Consider the following 15327-nt stretch of genomic DNA (forward strand, 5'->3'; position numbering starts at 1 on the left):
CTTAGCCAACCACTTCGCTTCGCGCGACCCGCACCGCTTGCCGGGGTCGAACCAAGAGGCACCACGGAACCGGCTTTGCCGGGCCGCAGGTGCCGCCCCCTGGAGGGGGGCGCGCGCAGCGCGGCGGGGGTGATTCCATTTCATGTCCCTGCACCTGCGCACTTTTGATGGCGGGCACGCCATCAGCGACTTCAAAGTCCAGCAGCTCCTCCCCCGCCTTCAAGCCATCCACGACCGGATCGTCGGCCTCAGCGCCCGTTTCGTGCACCTGGCGGCCTTCGACGCCGCGCCCGACGCCGCCACCGAGCAACGCCTGGGCGAGCTGCTCACCTACGGCGAGCCCGCGCAGCCCGCCCACCTGGCGCTCGAGACCGAGGGCGCGCCGGCCCTGCTGGTGATGCCCCGCCTGGGCACCGTCTCGCCCTGGGCCTCCAAGGCCACCGACATCGCCCGCAACTGCGGCCTGGTGGTGCACCGGGTGGAGCGCCTCGTCGAGTACCGCCTGGCGCTCAAGCCCGGCCTGCTTGGCGGCAAGCCCAGCCTCACGCCGGAGCAGACCTGGGCCGTGGCCAGCCTGTTGCACGACCGCATGACGGAGGCCGTGGTGGCCACGCGCGAGGAGGCCCACGCCCTGTTCACCGAGCTGCAGGCCGCGCCCATGGAGCGCGTGGACGTGCTGGGCGGTGGCCGGGCGGCGCTGGAGCGCGCCAACGCCGACTGGGGCCTGGCCCTGGCCGAGGACGAGATTCACTACCTCATCGAGGCCTTCCAGGGTCTGGGCCGCAACCCCACCGACGTGGAGTTGATGATGTTCGCGCAGGCCAACAGCGAGCACTGCCGCCACAAGATATTCAACGCCCAGTTCACCATCGACGGCGTGGCGCAGGACAAGAGCCTGTTCGGCATGATCCGCCACACCCACCAGCGCAGCCCGCAGCACACGGTGATCGCCTACGCCGACAACGCCTCGGTGATGGAAGGCCACGCGGTGCAGCGCTTCGTGGCGCGCTACGACGGCGGCCAGGCGCCGGCCTACCGCGCCGAGCCCATCACCCAGCACGTGCTCATGAAGGTGGAGACCCACAACCACCCCACGGCCATTTCACCCTTCCCCGGCGCCTCCACTGGCGCCGGCGGCGAGATCCGCGACGAGGGCGCCACCGGCCGCGGCGCCAAGCCCAAGGCCGGCCTCACGGGCTTCACGGTCGGCAAACTCTGGGGCGGCCTGAGCGACCAGCCGGGCGGCAAGCCCGAGCACATCGCCAGCCCGCTGCAGATCATGACCGAGGGCCCGCTGGGTGGCGCGGCCTTCAACAACGAGTTCGGCCGACCCAACCTGCTGGGTTACTTCCGCGAGTACGAGCAGCTCGTCGACGGCGTTCAGCGCGGCTACCACAAGCCCATCATGATCGCCGGCGGCGTCGGCACCATCGACGCCGCGCTCACCCAGAAGGTGCTGTTCCCGGCCGGCACGCTGCTCATCCAGCTCGGGGGGCCGGGCATGAAGATCGGCATGGGCGGCGGCGCGGCCAGCTCCATGGCCACCGGCACCAACGCCGCCTCGCTCGACTTCGACTCCGTGCAGCGCGGCAACCCCGAGATCGAGCGCCGCGCGCAAGAGGTCATCAACCACTGCTGGGCGCAGGGCGAGAAGAACCCCATCCTCGCCATCCACGACGTGGGCGCGGGCGGCCTGTCCAACGCCTTCCCCGAAATCACCCACGACGCCGGCCGTGGCGCGCGCTTCGACCTGCGCGCCGTGCCGTTGGAAGAAAGCGGTCTGGCGCCCAAGGAGATCTGGAGCAACGAGAGCCAGGAGCGCTACGTGCTGGCGATCGCGCCCGAATCGCTGCCGCAGTTCCAGGCCTTCTGCGAGCGCGAGCGCTGCCCCTTCGCGGTGGTCGGCGTGGCCACCGAGGAACGCCAGTTGCAGCTGGTCGACGAAGGCCAGGACAGCCCTGTGGACATGCCCATGGACGTGCTGCTCGGCAAGCCGCCCAAGATGCACCGCGACGTGACGACCGTGGCGCGCCACTCGCCGGCCATCGACCTCACCGGCGTTGACCTGCAGAAGAGCGTGATCGACGTGCTGAGCCACCCCACGGTGGCCTCCAAGCGCTTTCTCATCACCATCGGCGACCGCACGGTGGGTGCCTTCAGCCACCGCGACCAGATGGTGGGCCCCTGGCAGTTGCCCGTGGCCGATTGCGCCGTGACCCTGGCCGACCACGCCGGCTTCGCGGGCGAGGCCATGGCCATGGGCGAGCGCACGCCGCTGGCCGCCACCAACGGCGCCGCCTCGGGCCGCATGGCCGTGGCCGAGGCCATCACCAACCTGCTGGCCGCGCCCATCGAGCTGCCGCGCGTGAAGCTCAGCGCCAACTGGATGGCGGCCTGCGGCGAACCCGGCGAGGACGCCGCCCTGTACGAGACCGTGAAGGCCGTGGGCATGGAGCTGTGTCCCGCGCTGGACGTGTCCATTCCCGTGGGCAAGGACAGCCTGTCCATGCGCACCCAGTGGCAGTCCGATGGGCAGACGAAGAAGGTCACCGCGCCGGTGAGCCTGATCGTCAGCGCCTTCGCCTCGCTGGCCGACGTGCGCGGCACCTTCACGCCCCAGCTGAACCGCGACATCGACGACACCACCCTGGTGCTGATCGACCTCGGCAAGGGCCGCCACCGCCTGGGCGGCAGCGTCCTGGCCCAGACCCTGGGTCACCCCGGCGGCGAGGTGCCCGACCTCGACAGCCCGCAGGACCTGAAGAACCTGGTGAACGCGGTGAACACCCTGCGCGCGCAGGGCCGGGTGCTGGCCTACCACGACCGCAGCGACGGCGGCCTGCTGGCCACCGTGGCCGAGATGGCCTTCGCTGGACGGGTGGGCGTGGCGCTCAACATCGACCAGCTGATCACCGAGGGCGACGGCATCAGCGACAGCCGCGCCGAGACCGGCGACGCCAAGAACTGGGCCCAGCAGGTGGGCGCGCGGCGCGAAGAGCTCACGCTGCGGGCCCTGTTCAACGAAGAGCTGGGCGTGGTGCTGCAGGTGCGCACCGAGCAGCGCAACGAGGTGATGCAGGTGCTGCGCGAGCACGGCCTGTCCAAACACAGCCACTTCATCGGCAAGACCCGTCCGGCCTCGTCGGCGATGGACGCTGGCAAGGGCGAGCTGCAGGTCTGGCGCGACACCAAGGCGGTGTTCAGCGCCCGTCTGTACGACCTGCAGCAGGTCTGGGACAGCGTGAGCTGGAAGATCAACCAGCGGCGCGACAACCCCGAGTGCGCCGACGCCGAGCACGCGGCGGCCGGCGACCCGGCCGACACCGGCCTGCACACGCACCTCACCTTCGACCCCAACGAGAACGTGGCCGCGCCCTTCCTGAACCTCTCGCGCCCCCGGGTGGCGATCCTGCGCGAGCAGGGCGTCAACTCGCACGTGGAGATGGCCTGGTGCTTCACCCAGGCCGGCTTCGAGGCATTGGACGTGCACATGACCGACCTGCAGGCCGGTCGCGCCGATCTGAAGGACGTGCGCGGTGTGGTGGCCTGTGGCGGTTTCAGCTACGGCGACACGCTGGGCGCGGGCATCGGCTGGGCGCGCTCCATCACCTTCAACCCGCGCCTGGCCGATCAGTTCCAGGCCTTCTTCGCGCGAGCCGATACCTTCGGCCTGGGCGTGTGCAACGGCTGCCAGATGTTCGCCGAGCTGGCCGACATCATTCCCGGGGCCCAGGCCTGGCCGCGCTTCACCACCAACCGCAGCGAGCGTTTCGAGGCGCGCCTGTCGCAGGTGGAGGTGCTCGATTCGCCCAGCCTGTTCTTCCAGGGCATGGCCGGCACGCGCCTGCCCATCGCCGTGGCGCACGGCGAGGGCTACGCCAACTTCCGCCACCGGGGCGACCCGGCCCAGGCCATCGCCGCCATGCGCTTCGTCGACAGCCAGGGCCAGGCCACCGAGCGCTACCCCTACAACCCCAACGGCAGCCCGGCCGGCCTCACGGCCGTCACCACCGCCGATGGCCGTTTCACCGCGCTCATGCCGCACCCCGAGCGTGTCTTCCGCAACGCGCTCATGAGCTGGACCGACCAGGACGTGTCCGCCCCCAGCGGCTGGACGCGCATGTGGCGCAACGCGCGCCGATGGGTGGGCTGAACATGCCCCCCCGAAGCGCCTGCGGCGCCTCCCACCGGGGGGCAACACCTGCAGCCCGGCGGAGCCGGTTCTGTGGTGTTCCCGATGAAGGCACGGCACATGGCCCGCACCCACACGCTTGACCTGCCCACCATTGAGGCCTACGCGCGCGACGGCGCCGTGGTGCTGCGCGGCGTCTTCACCCCGGCGGAGCTGCGGCGCCTGGAGGAGGGCATCGAGCACAACCTGGCGCACCTGAGCCCGCTGGCCCTGGTGGCCAGCGAACCCGACGACCCGGGCCGCTTCGTCGAGGACTTCTGCACCTGGACCCACAACCCGGCCTACGCGGACGTGCTGCGCCACTCCGCGCTGCCGCACCTGTCGGCCCAGCTCATGGGCAGCCGCCAGGTGCGGCTGTACCACGACCACCTGCTGGTCAAGGAAGCCGGCACGCGCCAGCCCACGCCCTGGCACCAGGACCAGCCCTACTACAACGTGGACGGCGCGCAGAACGTGAGCTTCTGGATCCCGGTGGACCCGGTGCCGCTGGCGAGCACGCTGCGCTTCGTGGCCGGCTCGCACCACGGCACCTGGTACATGCCGCGCACCTTCCGCGACCAGCAGGCCAAGTGGTTTCCCGAGGGCACGCTGGCCGAGCTGCCGCCGGTGGAGCAGGAGCCGCAGCGCTACCCCCAGCTGGCCTGGGCCCTGGAGCCAGGCGACTGCGTGGCCTTCCACATGCTCGCGCTGCACGCCTCCAGCGGCACCGGCCCGGGCGCGCGCCGCCGCGTGTTCTCGGCCCGCTACCTGGGCGACGACAGCGTGCACGCGCCGCGCCGCTGGCGCACCTCGCCCCCGTTCCCCGGGCTGGACGCCCGCCTGTCCCCCGGCGCGGCCATGGACGATCCCCTGTTTCCCGTGGTCTGGCCCCCAACGCCCACCTAAACCCGCGGAGCCCCCATGGCCGGAACCAGCCTGCTCGCCCTCATCGACGACATCGCCACGCTGCTCGACGACGTGTCGGTCATGACCAAGGTCGCGGCCAAGAAGACGGCGGGCGTGCTGGGCGACGACCTCGCGCTCAACGCCCAGCAGGTCACCGGCGTAAAGGCCGACCGCGAGCTGCCCGTGGTGTGGGCGGTGGCCAAAGGCTCGCTGCTGAACAAGGCCATCCTGGTGCCGGCGGCGCTGCTCATCAGCGCCTTCGTGCCCGCGCTCATCACGCCGCTGCTCATGCTCGGCGGCCTGTTCCTGTGCTTCGAGGGCGTGGAGAAGCTGGCCCACGCGCTGGGCGCGCACAAAGCCGAGGACACGAAGGGCCGCGAGGCGCTGGTGAAGGCCGCGGCCGACCAGGCCGTGGACCTCGTGGCCTACGAAAAGGCGAAGATCAAGGGGGCCATCCGCACCGACTTCATCCTCTCGGCCGAGATCATCGTCATCAGCCTGGGCACGGTGGCCAGCGCCACCATGGGGCAGCGCATCGGTGTGCTGGTGGGCATCGCCCTGGTGATGACCGCGGGCGTGTACGGCCTGGTGGCCGGCATCGTGAAGCTCGACGACCTGGGCCTGCACCTGACCCGGCAGGCGCGGGCCTGGAAGCAGGCCATCGGCCGCGGCATCCTGGCCTTCGCGCCCTGGCTGATGAAGTCGCTGTCGGTGCTGGGCACGGCCGCCATGTTCCTGGTGGGCGGCGGCATCCTGCTGCACGGCCTGCCGCTGCTGGCGCACGGCGTGGACACCTGGGCCGAGAGCCTGGGCTGGTTCGGCGCCTTCGTGCCCAGCCTGGCCGGCGCGCTGATGGGCATCGCGGCCGGCGCGGTGGTGCTGGCCGTGGTGGAAGGCATCCAGCGCCTGCGCGGCGCGCGGTCCACGGCCGGCTGAGCTTTGTGGCCTTGACCTGGGTCAAGGCGCCGCGGCGGGCGCGGCATAGACTGGATTGGCCCACCGATTCCGCAGGAGTCCTGCCATGAACAGCACCGCCACCCCCGATCAAGCGCCCCTGACCAACTTCACGCAATGCCACGCGGGCATCGTGCGCCGGCTGCACGCGCTCGATGGGTTGCCCGCGCTGCTGGAGCCCGCGATGCAGGCCCGGCGCATTGCCGAGGAGTCGCTTGCCTTCTTTCGCGAAGCCATCTTCGAGCACCACCTCGACGAGGAGCGCGAGCTCTTTCCCGCCGTGCTGGCGAGCGCCGAGCCGGGGCCCGAACGCGAGCGCGCACAACGCCTGGTGGAGCACCTGACCACCCAGCACCGACAGTTGGAGGCGCTGTGGCGCTCGCTGGAGCGAGAGCTCAAGCGCGTGGCGCGCGGGCAGGACAGCGAGCTCGATGTCGGCGACGTGCGCCGGCTGGTGGCGGACTACACCGCGCACGCGCGGCTGGAAGAGTCGGAGTTCCTGCCACTGGCCGAGGCCATCCTCGGGCGCAACGGCAACCACATGGCGGCGCTGGGCCTGTCGCTGCACCTGCGGCACGCGCCGCAACCGGTGCCCTACGTCTGAGCCGGCCTGAGCCTGCGGAATCCAGGTCGGCGGCGGCTCGCCCTCAGTGCGAGCTTTGTGCGCCGTGGGCCTGCGTGGTGGTAGGCAGGATGGAAGCGGTCAAGCGCCTGCGCGGCGCGCCCAAGGCTGGCTGAGAGCCGCGCGGCCCTCAGTCAGCGGTCATTTCCACTTCATTGCATGGGCGGACGCCCCCTTCCCTTGCGTGGGCCGACGCCTTGAGCGCCTCATTCAGTTCGTTCATCGCGGCTCGCAAAGCAGGGATGTTGGTCGTTCTCTTCAGATGGATGTACGCCTGTAAGTTGCTGGCCGCTTCTCGAACCCGGGAATCCCCATGCCACTTCTTCAGGATCCTGCAAGCAATGTTCAGTTGCCCGGCACCGCGTTTTTGTTCTTGTTTATAAGAGAAGGGGTTGCTATGAAAAAAGCCCTTCACCGCCACACGCAGCCGTCCCTCTGAGTTGAAGCCCATGACGATGGCCTTGTTCGCATGACTGTTATAGAGGACGCCGTAGAGGCTTTCTATCACTATGGCCGCACCTCTGAGCGCCTGCTCTTTCGCGTCTTGGCGGGAGCCCTTGTGGCGGTCGTAGATGAGGGTGAGCGACTCGCCCTCAAAAGTGGCCGGCAACTGCTGGGCCGCTTGCTGCCGAGCTTGCTTGATCTTCACGACCAAAGCAGCCAAAGAAGAGCTTGTGGAGCTTGTGCTTATGTGGCTCGCGGGAGTGTGGTGTGTTCTGCTGGTGGATTTCATGAGAAGTGGGGCGGTGCAACGACAATCCCGCCTTCTGTAAGAGCGGGGTACCCCTGGTTCCAGGATCAGCCATGAGGCCAGGGAGTACCGTGGCAGCGGCTTGGCGCGTGAAATCTGCCGTCGAGCCCTCAGTGGGCCCCGCTCGCCGTCGGCCGCGTGCGGTGGAAGGTGAGCGGACTGGCCGCCGCGGCCTTCATCACCGAGGGCTTGATGCGGCCCACCACATGCATCTCGCAGGGCTTGCAGTCGAAGCGCAGGGTGAGCTTCTCATCGTTGTGGGTGATGGTCAGCGGCTCGGCGCGCACCGTGCCCTGCACGCCGGTGACGCCCTTGGCCTGCTTGGGGCACAGGCTGAGCGAGAAGCGCACGCAGTGCTTGGTGATCATGAGGCTGACCTCGCCGGTCTCCTCGTGCGACTCATAGGCGCTGGCGATCACCTTCACGCCGTGCTTTTCGTAGAAGGCGCGCGCCCGGTGGTTGAACACGTTGGCCAGGTAGGTCAGCGTGTCCTCGGGGTAGGGCGCGGGCGGCTCCACCGCCTGGCCGCGCGGCAGCCGCCGAAAGGCCTTGGCGCGCGCGGCTTCCAGCGCAGCCACGGCCTCGCGGCGCAGCGGGTTCAGCAGCGAGGCCGGCACGAACCAGGGCTCGCTGAAGGCGAGCGAGATGTCGATGGGCGCGAACAGCGTGTCACCCAGCCGGCCCAGGGCCTCGCGCAGCTTGTCGTGCGCCTGCGCGGCGTCGCGCGCGGGCTCCAGCGCGCAGGCCAGCTCGGCGTGGGCGGCGTGGCCGTCTTCGTCGGTGAGGTCCAGGCGCAGGCCCTCGGCCGTGCGGGAAAGGGCCATCCAGACGCCGATGCGGCGCTCGGCGGACTTCTTGTCCAGCGCGCGCACCCAGTCCATGTCGCGGTTGCGGTTCACCACCGTGCCACGCTTGAGGTGGCGCAGGCCTTCCAGGGCGTCCTTGGGGAAGACGCGGAAGCGGCCCGGCGCGCCAGCGGGCTCGGCGCGGTTGATCTGCAGGCCCACGAGTTCGCGGTGCAGGTCCAGGTAGCACAGGCCGTCGCCGTTGTGGATGACCGTGGCCTCGTCGTCGCACTGCAGCTCGACCCAGTTCGGGCCCAGCTGCGTGACGAAGCCGATGGGGCGGCCCGGGTTCTTGGGCGTGTCGAAGGCGCCGATGTCGTCCTGGCGGCCATTGACGAAGTAGTCGGTGAATTCGCGGTTGAAGTTCTGGTCGGGGTCGGGCGTGAAGCTGAAGTGGCAGCGGCCCGAGGAGGCGCGGCCCAGCTCGGGGCGCTCTTCCAGGATCTCGTCGAACAGCCGGCGGTAGTGCGCGGTGATGTTCTTGACGTAGCCCAGGTCCTTGTAGCGGCCCTCGATCTTGAAGCTGCGCGCGCCGGCCTCGATGAGGGCGCGCAGGTTGCCGCTCTGGTTGTTGTCCTTCATCGAGAGCACGTGCTTGTCGTGCGCCACGATGCGGCCCTGGCTGTCCTTCACCTCGTAGGGCAGGCGGCAGGCCTGCGAGCAGTCGCCGCGGTTGGCGCTGCGGCCGGTGTGGGCGTGGCTCACGTAGCACTGCCCGCTGTAGGCCACGCACAGCGCGCCGTGGATGAAGAACTCGACGAGGCAGCGCTGCTCGTCCAGGGCCTCATAGATGGCGCGGATCTGCGGCAGCGTGAGTTCGCGCGCCAGCACCAGCTTGGACAGGCCCGCGTTCTGCAGGAACACGGCCTTGTCCACCGTGCGGATGTCGGTCTGCGTGCTGGCGTGCAACTGGATGGGCGGCAGGTCGATTTCCAGCAGGCCCATGTCCTGGACGATGAGCGCGTCGGCGCCCGCGTCGTAGAGCTGGTGGATGAGCTTTCGCGCGGGCTCCAGCTCGTCGTCGCGCAGGATGGTGTTGACCGTGACGTAGATGCGGCTGCCGAAGCGGTGCGCGTGCTTGGCCAGGCGGGCGATGTCCTGCACGCTGTTGTCGGCCGAGGTGCGCGCGCCGAACGAGGGGCCGCCGATGTAGACGGCGTCGGCGCCGTGGTTGACGGCCTCGATGCCGATGTCGGCCGTGCGGGCGGGGGAGAGCAGCTCGATCTGGTGGGGCAGCATGGGGGCGGGCAGAATCGCGGAACCGCGTATTGTCCCGGAGAAGGCCTTTGTCCGCACACACGTCCATCGTCCTGGTCCACGGCGCCTGGCACGGCGCCTGGCACGGCGCCTGGTGCTGGCGCCGCGTGCTGCCGCTGCTGCGCGCGGCCGGCGCCGAGGCGCACGCCGTTACGCTCACCGGCCTGGGCGAGCGGGCCCATCTCATGGGCCCGGCCATCGACTTGCACACGCACATCCAGGACGTGGTGGGCCTGATCGAGGCCGAAGAACTGGGCCGCGTGGTGCTGGTGGGCCACAGCTACGCGGGCATGGTCATCACCGGCGTGGCCGACCGCCTGCTGCGCGAGCGCCCGGGCTGCCTGGCGCAGTTGGTCTACCTGGACGCCGCGCTGCCGTACCCCGGCGACAGCTGGAGCAGCCACCACAGCGAAGAAACGAAGGCCGCCCGCACCGCCGCCGCCCAACCCAGCGGCGGCCTGCACTTTGCGCCGCCGGATGCCTCGCTGTTCGGCCTGCAGGGCGCGGACCGCGATTGGGTCAACCGCCGCCAGACGCCGCAGCCGTTTCGGCTCTACCAGCAGCCGCTGGAATTCGACGGCGAGGCCTGGGCCCGCGTGCCGCGCTGCTTCATCGACTGCACCTCGCCGGCCCTGGCCACCATCGCGCCGTCGCGGGCGCGCGTGCGGCAGGAGCCTGGCTGGCGGCTCATCGAAATGGCCACCGGCCACGACCCCATGGTGAGCGAGCCCCAGGCCCTGGCAGGGCACCTGCTGGCGCTCTGGCGCGGCGCTTCGGCATGAGCGGCACCCGGTACGACCGCATCGACCAGCTGCGCGCCCTGGCGCTGCTGTGGATGACGGTCTACCACTTCTGTTTCGACCTCGATTACTTCGGCCTGATCCACCAGGCCTTCCTGAGCGACCCGTTCTGGACCATGCAGCGCACGGCCATCGTGAGCCTGTTCCTGTTCACGGCCGGCCTGTCGCAGGCGGTGGCGCTGCAACAGGGCCAGGGCTGGCCGCGCTTCTGGCGCCGCTGGGCGCAGGTGGCGGGCGCGGCGCTGCTGGTCACGCTGGGCTCGTGGTTCATGTTCCCCAAGAGCTTCATCTACTTCGGCGTGCTGCACGGCATCGCGGCGATGGTGGTGGTGGCGCGGCTCACCGGCGGCTGGGGGCGCTGGCTGTGGCCGCTGGGCGCGCTGGCGATCGTGCTGCCCTGGCTGGCGCCTGCCGCCATGGCGCAATGGCCCGCGCTGGAGGTGCTCAACCTGCGCGGCTGGAACGCACTGGGCTTCATCAGCCGCAAGCCCTTCACCGAGGACTACGTGCCCCTGCTGCCGTGGATGGGCGTGGTGTGGTGGGGCCTGGCCGCCGGGCGCTGGGTGGGGGCGAACCGCCCGCAGTGGCTGGGCGGTTCGGGGCAGGGCGGCGCGCTGGGCCGCTTCATGGCGCGCTGGGGCCGCTGGAGCCTGAGCTACTACCTGCTGCACCAGCCCGCGCTGATGGGGCTGGTGGGGCTGGCGGTGATGGTCGGACCGGGCTGAGGCGCTGCGCTCACTGAGAGGGCAGGAATGTATTGGCGCGGCACGCTGCCTGCACCGCATCGTTCAGCGCCTTCACCGCCTCCCTCAATTCGCGGGTGATGTTGGTTTCCTTCAGGTGGATGTACCCCAGCAATTCGCTGGCGGCTTCCCGGATCCCGGCGTTGGGGTGCGCCATCAGGGCCCGGCAAGCCAGATTCAGCTGCCGGGCGCCGGCCGCCTTTTCCGCCTTGTGGTTCTTGAAGAGCAGACGGGTGAGAGAAAAGCCCTTGGCCGCGAAACGTTCTGTGCCATGCGCGTTGTTGCCCTCAACAAGGGAATGGCCTTTCTTGCCCTGGGTGATGACCTCGCCGATGCCCTGCATCACGTTGGCTGCAGCGACGAAGAACGGTTGCCGGGCGGGGCCGGCGTTGCTCTGCCAAACGATGCGCTGGCTGGCCGCCAACTGGGCGTTCTTGAGCGCTTGTCGCGCCTGGTCTTGTTTCTGAAGCGCTTGGCTGTTGGCTCGCCAATAGGACTTCGTGCCAGAGGATGGGTGGGACTTGGTGGTTTGAGGTCTCATGCTGAATCCGGGGTAAACAGAGTGGGAACGCCGATTCAGTGGGGGCCAGGGCGCTCCAGTTCCGGACCCGTCCATGTGGTCGATGGCCTGCCTGGTCATCTGCATCTTGCGGGAGGGGGCCGGTCCACGGGCCCCAGACGTCGGACCGATCCGCGCCTCAGCGCGGCGCCGTGGCCGCCAGCGTCTCGCGGATCAATTCCAGCGTGGACTGCTGCGTGAGCGTGGTCGGTCGCTGCGCGCTGGTGGCCAGGCTCAGGCGCGTGCGCAGGGGCGGATCGATGCCGCGCAGCCGGTAGGCCGAGGGCCGGATCGAGCTGGCCACGGCGTTGCGCGAGAGCAGGGCGGCGCCCGCGCCGTCGGCCACCAGGTCCAGGATGGCCGAGACGCCATCGATCTCCAGCGCCACCTTCGGGCGCAGGCCGATGGCCGCGAGCTCGTGCTCCAGCTGCATGCGCACCGCGTTGGGCCGGCTGGGGATGATCAGCGGCAGATCGGCCAGGTCGCGCAGCGCGATGGGCGAGGGCGGCGGGTCTTCCGGCAGACCGGGCGGGCGCGGCTGCACCAGCCACAGGTCCTCTTCGGCCAGGGGCTGGATCTCCAATTCCGGCACCGGCTGGGCGTTGTAGAGCACGGCGATGTCCAGCCGGCCGGTGAGCAGCCATTCCTGCATGGTGGCCGACAGGCCCTCGGTGATGGACAGCGAGGCCTCGGGCAACTGCTGGCGGAAGGCCCGCGTGAGCGGCACCGACAGCGTGCGCGCCAGCGTCGGCGGCAGCCCGATGGCCACCCTTCCGGCCAGCGCGCCGCGCACGCGGCCCAGTTCCTCTCGCGCGCGCTCCACCTGGTGCAGGATGCCGCGCCCGTGCGCCAGCAGCAGCTTGCCGGCCTCGGTGGGCGTGGCGCCGCGGCCGTTGCGCACCAGCAGGTTCTGGCGCAGCTCCACTTCGAGCAGCCGCACCTGGCGCGACAGGGCGGGCTGCGCGACGTCCAGCGCGATGGCGGCGCGCGTGAAGCTGCCGAGCTCGGCCACGCGCACGAAGTATTCGAGTTGCTTGAGGTCCATGGGGGGAAAGGCCGAATCGGCGTTGGACAGCAGGTATGTGATTTTGTTCTAGCTGCTAGCCGGTTGTATGGGTTTTCGTACAGCGCCAGGCTGCCGACAATGACCGTCTTTCTTCTGGACGCCCATGAACGCCCCCCTGACCGGCATTTCTTCCATGGCCACCCGCCAGGTACTGGCCGAACTCACCGGTGCCTACACGGCGCGCACCGGACAGGCCGTGGCCATCGAGTCGGTGGGCGGCGTGGACGCGGCCAAGCGCGTGGTGGCCGGCGAGGCCTTCGACGTGGTGATCCTGGCCTCGGACGCCATCGACAAGCTCATCGCCGCCGGCCACCTGCAAGCGGGCCGCGTGGACCTGGTGCGCAGCGGCGTGGCCGCCTGCGTGCGCGACGGCGCGCCAGCGCCCGACCTGTCGAGCGAGGCGTCGGTGCAGGCCGCGCTGCTGGCGGCGGACAAGATCAGCTACTCCACCGGCCCCAGCGGCGTGGCCTTGCAGAAGCTCTTCGAGCGCTGGGGCATCGCCGAGGCCATGGCCGCCAAGACCGTGCAGGCGCCGCCCGGCGTGCCGGTGGCCTCGCTGGTGGCCAAGGGCGAGGTGGCGCTGGGTTTCCAGCAGCTCAGCGAGCTGCTGCACGTGCCGGGCATCGCCATCGTCGGCGGCCTGCCCGAACCGATCCAGATCGTCACCGTCTTCAGCGCCGGCATCCCGGTGAACGCGCCGCGCGCCGAAGCGGTGCGCGCGCTGCTGGCCTTCATGACCTCGCCCGACGCGGCCGAGGCCAAGCGGCGCCAGGGCATGTCGCCCGCCTGATTTTTTTGAATCCCCAGAACACCCGAGAGGAGCCCCCCACATGTCCCTGATCATCGACTGCCACGGCCACTACACCACGGCACCCAAGGCGCTGGAGAACTGGCGCAACGCCCAGATCGCGGGCATCAAGGACCCGGCCCAGATGCCCAAGGTCGCCGACCTGAAGATCAGCGACGACGAGCTGCGCGAGTCCATCGAGACCAACCAGCTCAAGCTCATGAAGGAGCGTGGCAGCGACATCACGCTGTTCAGCCCGCGCGCCAGCTTCATGGCCCACCACATCGGCGATTTCGGCGTGTCCAGCACCTGGGCCGCGATCTGCAACGAGCTCTGCTACCGCGTCTCCACGCTGTTCCCCGAGCACTTCGTGCCCGTGGCCATGCTGCCGCAAAGCCCTGGCGTGGACCCGGCCACCTGCATCCCCGAGCTGGAGAAGTGCGTCAAGGAATACGGCGCGGTCGGCATCAACCTCAACCCCGATCCCTCCGGTGGCCACTGGACCAGCCCGCCGCTGACCGACAGGCACTGGTACCCCATATACGAAAAGATGGTCGAGTACGACCTGCCGGCCATGATCCACGTGAGCACGAGCTGCAACGCCTGCTTCCACACCACCGGCGCGCACTACCTCAACGCCGACACCACGGCCTTCATGCAGCTCATCCAGGGCGACCTGTTCAAGGACTTCCCGACGCTGAAGTTCCTGATCCCGCACGGCGGCGGCGCGGTGCCCTACCACTGGGGCCGTTTCCGCGGTCTGGCGCAGGAGATGAAGAAGCCGCTGCTGGACACCCACCTGATGAACAACGTGTTCTTCGACACCTGTGTGTACCACCAGCCCGGCATCGACCTGCTCAACACCGTGATCCCGGTCAAGAACGTGCTGTTCGCTTCGGAGATGATCGGCGCGGTGCGCGGCGTGGACCCGACCACGGGCCATTACTACGACGACACCAAGCGCTACATCGAGGCCTCGAAGATCCTGTCCGCCGAGGACAAGCACGCGATCTACGAAGGCAACGTGCGCCGCGTGTTCCCGCGCCTGGACGCGCGCCTGAAGGCCAAGGGCCTGTAAACCACCGATACCGAAAGAGGAGCACAAACATGTACGAACTGGGCGTCGTCTACCGCAACATCCAACGCGCCGACAAGGAAGCCGCCGATGGCCTGGCCGCGCTGGGCTCGGCCACCGTGCACGAGGCCATGGGCCGCGTCGGCCTGCTCAAACCCTACATGCGCCCGATCCAGACCGGCGTGCAGGTCAGCGGCACCGCCGTCACCGTGCTGCTGCAGCCGGGCGACAACTGGATGATGCACGTCGCCGCCGAGCAGATTCAGCCGGGCGACATCGTGGTCGCCGCCGTCACCGCCGAATGCACCGACGGCTACTTCGGCGACCTGCTGGCCACCAGCTTCCAGGCCCGCGGCGCGCGCGCCCTGGTGATCGATGCCGGCGTGCGCGACGTCAAGACCCTGAAGGAAATGAACTTCCCGGTCTGGAGCAAGGCCATCAGCAGCAAGGGCACGATCAAGGCCACCCTGGGCTCGGTGAATATCCCCATCGTCTGCGCCGGCATGCTGGTCACGCCGGGCGACGTGATCGTGGCCGACGACGACGGCGTGGTCTGCGTGCCCGCCGCGCGCGCGACCGAGACGCTGGCCGCCGCCCGCAAGCGCGAGAGCTTCGAAGGCGAGAAGCGCGACAAGCTCGCCAGCGGCGTGCTCGGCCTGGACATGTACAAGATGCGCGAGCCGCTGGCCGCCGCCGGCTTGAAATACATCGACTGAACAAGGAGCACCCCCGCCGCGCTTCGCGCGATCCCCTCCAGGGGGCACAGCTGCGGTCCGGCAAAGCCGGTCCCG

Annotated in this window: 13 protein-coding genes; 9 read left to right on the forward strand and 4 right to left on the reverse strand. The window is 69.6% G+C overall.

Annotated elements, in window-relative coordinates; genetic code table 11:
• Positions 1–142: 142 nt before the first annotated feature.
• The 4 genes from purL (at position 143) to JNX00_RS11325 (ending at position 6635) form a co-directional block, all read left to right on the forward strand.
• On the forward strand, positions 143–4153 hold the full coding sequence (purL, locus tag JNX00_RS11310; RefSeq protein ID WP_204742328.1) for a phosphoribosylformylglycinamidine synthase: 4011 nt from the start codon (positions 143–145) through the stop codon (positions 4151–4153).
• A gap of 99 nt (positions 4154–4252) precedes the next feature.
• Positions 4253–5077, forward strand: coding sequence for a phytanoyl-CoA dioxygenase family protein (locus JNX00_RS11315; protein ID WP_083293067.1), 825 nt, complete (start codon positions 4253–4255; stop codon positions 5075–5077).
• Between the two features lie 15 nt (positions 5078–5092).
• On the forward strand, positions 5093–6013 hold the full coding sequence (locus tag JNX00_RS11320; RefSeq protein ID WP_204742329.1) for a DUF808 domain-containing protein: 921 nt from the start codon (positions 5093–5095) through the stop codon (positions 6011–6013).
• Between the two features lie 85 nt (positions 6014–6098).
• Positions 6099–6635 (forward strand): hemerythrin domain-containing protein, encoded by a 537-nt coding sequence (locus JNX00_RS11325; RefSeq protein ID WP_070398575.1) that lies wholly within the window; start codon positions 6099–6101, stop codon positions 6633–6635.
• A 148-nt stretch (positions 6636–6783) separates the two neighbouring features.
• Here the strand turns inward: JNX00_RS11325 and JNX00_RS11330 are convergent, their stop codons facing one another.
• Together JNX00_RS11330 and JNX00_RS11335 are read right to left on the reverse strand one after the other, a co-directional pair.
• A complete protein-coding gene (locus tag JNX00_RS11330; protein WP_204742330.1) occupies positions 6784–7302 on the reverse strand; it encodes a hypothetical protein in 519 nt (172 codons plus the stop codon).
• Between the two features lie 212 nt (positions 7303–7514).
• Positions 7515–9488 carry a U32 family peptidase gene (locus JNX00_RS11335; protein WP_204742331.1) on the reverse strand — a complete coding sequence of 658 codons (1974 nt, stop codon included), beginning with the start codon at positions 9486–9488 and terminating at the stop codon, positions 7515–7517.
• Positions 9489–9535: 47 nt separating this feature from the next.
• On the opposite strand from JNX00_RS11335, the gene JNX00_RS11340 reads away from it, so the two are divergent.
• Together JNX00_RS11340 and JNX00_RS11345 are read left to right on the forward strand one after the other, a co-directional pair.
• On the forward strand, positions 9536–10288 hold the full coding sequence (locus JNX00_RS11340; RefSeq protein WP_204742332.1) for an alpha/beta hydrolase: 753 nt from the start codon (positions 9536–9538) through the stop codon (positions 10286–10288).
• Complete coding sequence (locus tag JNX00_RS11345) at positions 10285–11031, forward strand: heparan-alpha-glucosaminide N-acetyltransferase (protein WP_204742333.1); 747 nt, start codon at positions 10285–10287, stop codon at positions 11029–11031. Before JNX00_RS11340 ends, JNX00_RS11345 begins: the two co-directional genes overlap by 4 nt.
• 10 nt (positions 11032–11041) lie before the next feature.
• Here the strand turns inward: JNX00_RS11345 and JNX00_RS11350 are convergent, their stop codons facing one another.
• Positions 11042–11590 carry a hypothetical protein gene (locus JNX00_RS11350; protein WP_204742334.1) on the reverse strand — a complete coding sequence of 183 codons (549 nt, stop codon included), beginning with the start codon at positions 11588–11590 and terminating at the stop codon, positions 11042–11044.
• A gap of 157 nt (positions 11591–11747) precedes the next feature.
• Positions 11748–12653, reverse strand: a complete 906-nt coding sequence (locus tag JNX00_RS11355) for a LysR substrate-binding domain-containing protein (protein ID WP_204742335.1) — start codon at positions 12651–12653, stop codon at positions 11748–11750.
• A 124-nt stretch (positions 12654–12777) separates the two neighbouring features.
• Here JNX00_RS11355 and JNX00_RS11360 point away from each other — a divergent pair, with 124 nt between their 5' ends.
• The 3 genes from JNX00_RS11360 to ligK are packed head-to-tail and all read left to right on the forward strand — an operon-like array spanning position 12778 to position 15252.
• Positions 12778–13464 (forward strand): substrate-binding domain-containing protein, encoded by a 687-nt coding sequence (locus JNX00_RS11360; protein ID WP_204742336.1) that lies wholly within the window; start codon positions 12778–12780, stop codon positions 13462–13464.
• A gap of 40 nt (positions 13465–13504) precedes the next feature.
• Positions 13505–14539, forward strand: a complete 1035-nt coding sequence (locus tag JNX00_RS11365; protein ID WP_070398568.1) for an amidohydrolase family protein — start codon at positions 13505–13507, stop codon at positions 14537–14539.
• 29 nt (positions 14540–14568) lie between these two features.
• Positions 14569–15252: a 4-carboxy-4-hydroxy-2-oxoadipate aldolase/oxaloacetate decarboxylase gene (gene ligK / locus JNX00_RS11370; protein WP_070398567.1), complete on the forward strand. Its 684-nt coding sequence runs from the start codon at positions 14569–14571 to the stop codon at positions 15250–15252.
• Positions 15253–15327 lie beyond the last annotated feature (75 nt).

It is taken from the genome of Hydrogenophaga sp. YM1 (assembly GCF_016903055.1).
GTDB classification, from domain to species: domain Bacteria; phylum Pseudomonadota; class Gammaproteobacteria; order Burkholderiales; family Burkholderiaceae_C; genus Hydrogenophaga; species Hydrogenophaga borbori.

Bases quoted from the DNA above. Each gene is read 5' to 3' on its own strand.
- purL (WP_204742328.1), top strand. From the start codon at position 143: ATGTCCCTGCACCTGCGCACTTTTGATGGCGGGCACGCCATCAGCGAC.
- JNX00_RS11360 (WP_204742336.1), top strand. From the start codon at position 12,778: ATGAACGCCCCCCTGACCGGCATTTCTTCCATGGCCACCCGCCAGGTA.
- JNX00_RS11365 (WP_070398568.1), top strand. From the start codon at position 13,505: ATGTCCCTGATCATCGACTGCCACGGCCACTACACCACGGCACCCAAG.
- JNX00_RS11345 (WP_204742333.1), top strand. From the start codon at position 10,285: ATGAGCGGCACCCGGTACGACCGCATCGACCAGCTGCGCGCCCTGGCG.
- ligK (WP_070398567.1), top strand. From the start codon at position 14,569: ATGTACGAACTGGGCGTCGTCTACCGCAACATCCAACGCGCCGACAAG.
- JNX00_RS11350 (WP_204742334.1), bottom strand. From the start codon at position 11,590: ATGAGACCTCAAACCACCAAGTCCCACCCATCCTCTGGCACGAAGTCC.
- JNX00_RS11355 (WP_204742335.1), bottom strand. From the start codon at position 12,653: ATGGACCTCAAGCAACTCGAATACTTCGTGCGCGTGGCCGAGCTCGGC.
- JNX00_RS11335 (WP_204742331.1), bottom strand. From the start codon at position 9,488: ATGCTGCCCCACCAGATCGAGCTGCTCTCCCCCGCCCGCACGGCCGAC.
- JNX00_RS11315 (WP_083293067.1), top strand. From the start codon at position 4,253: ATGGCCCGCACCCACACGCTTGACCTGCCCACCATTGAGGCCTACGCG.
- JNX00_RS11320 (WP_204742329.1), top strand. From the start codon at position 5,093: ATGGCCGGAACCAGCCTGCTCGCCCTCATCGACGACATCGCCACGCTG.
- JNX00_RS11325 (WP_070398575.1), top strand. From the start codon at position 6,099: ATGAACAGCACCGCCACCCCCGATCAAGCGCCCCTGACCAACTTCACG.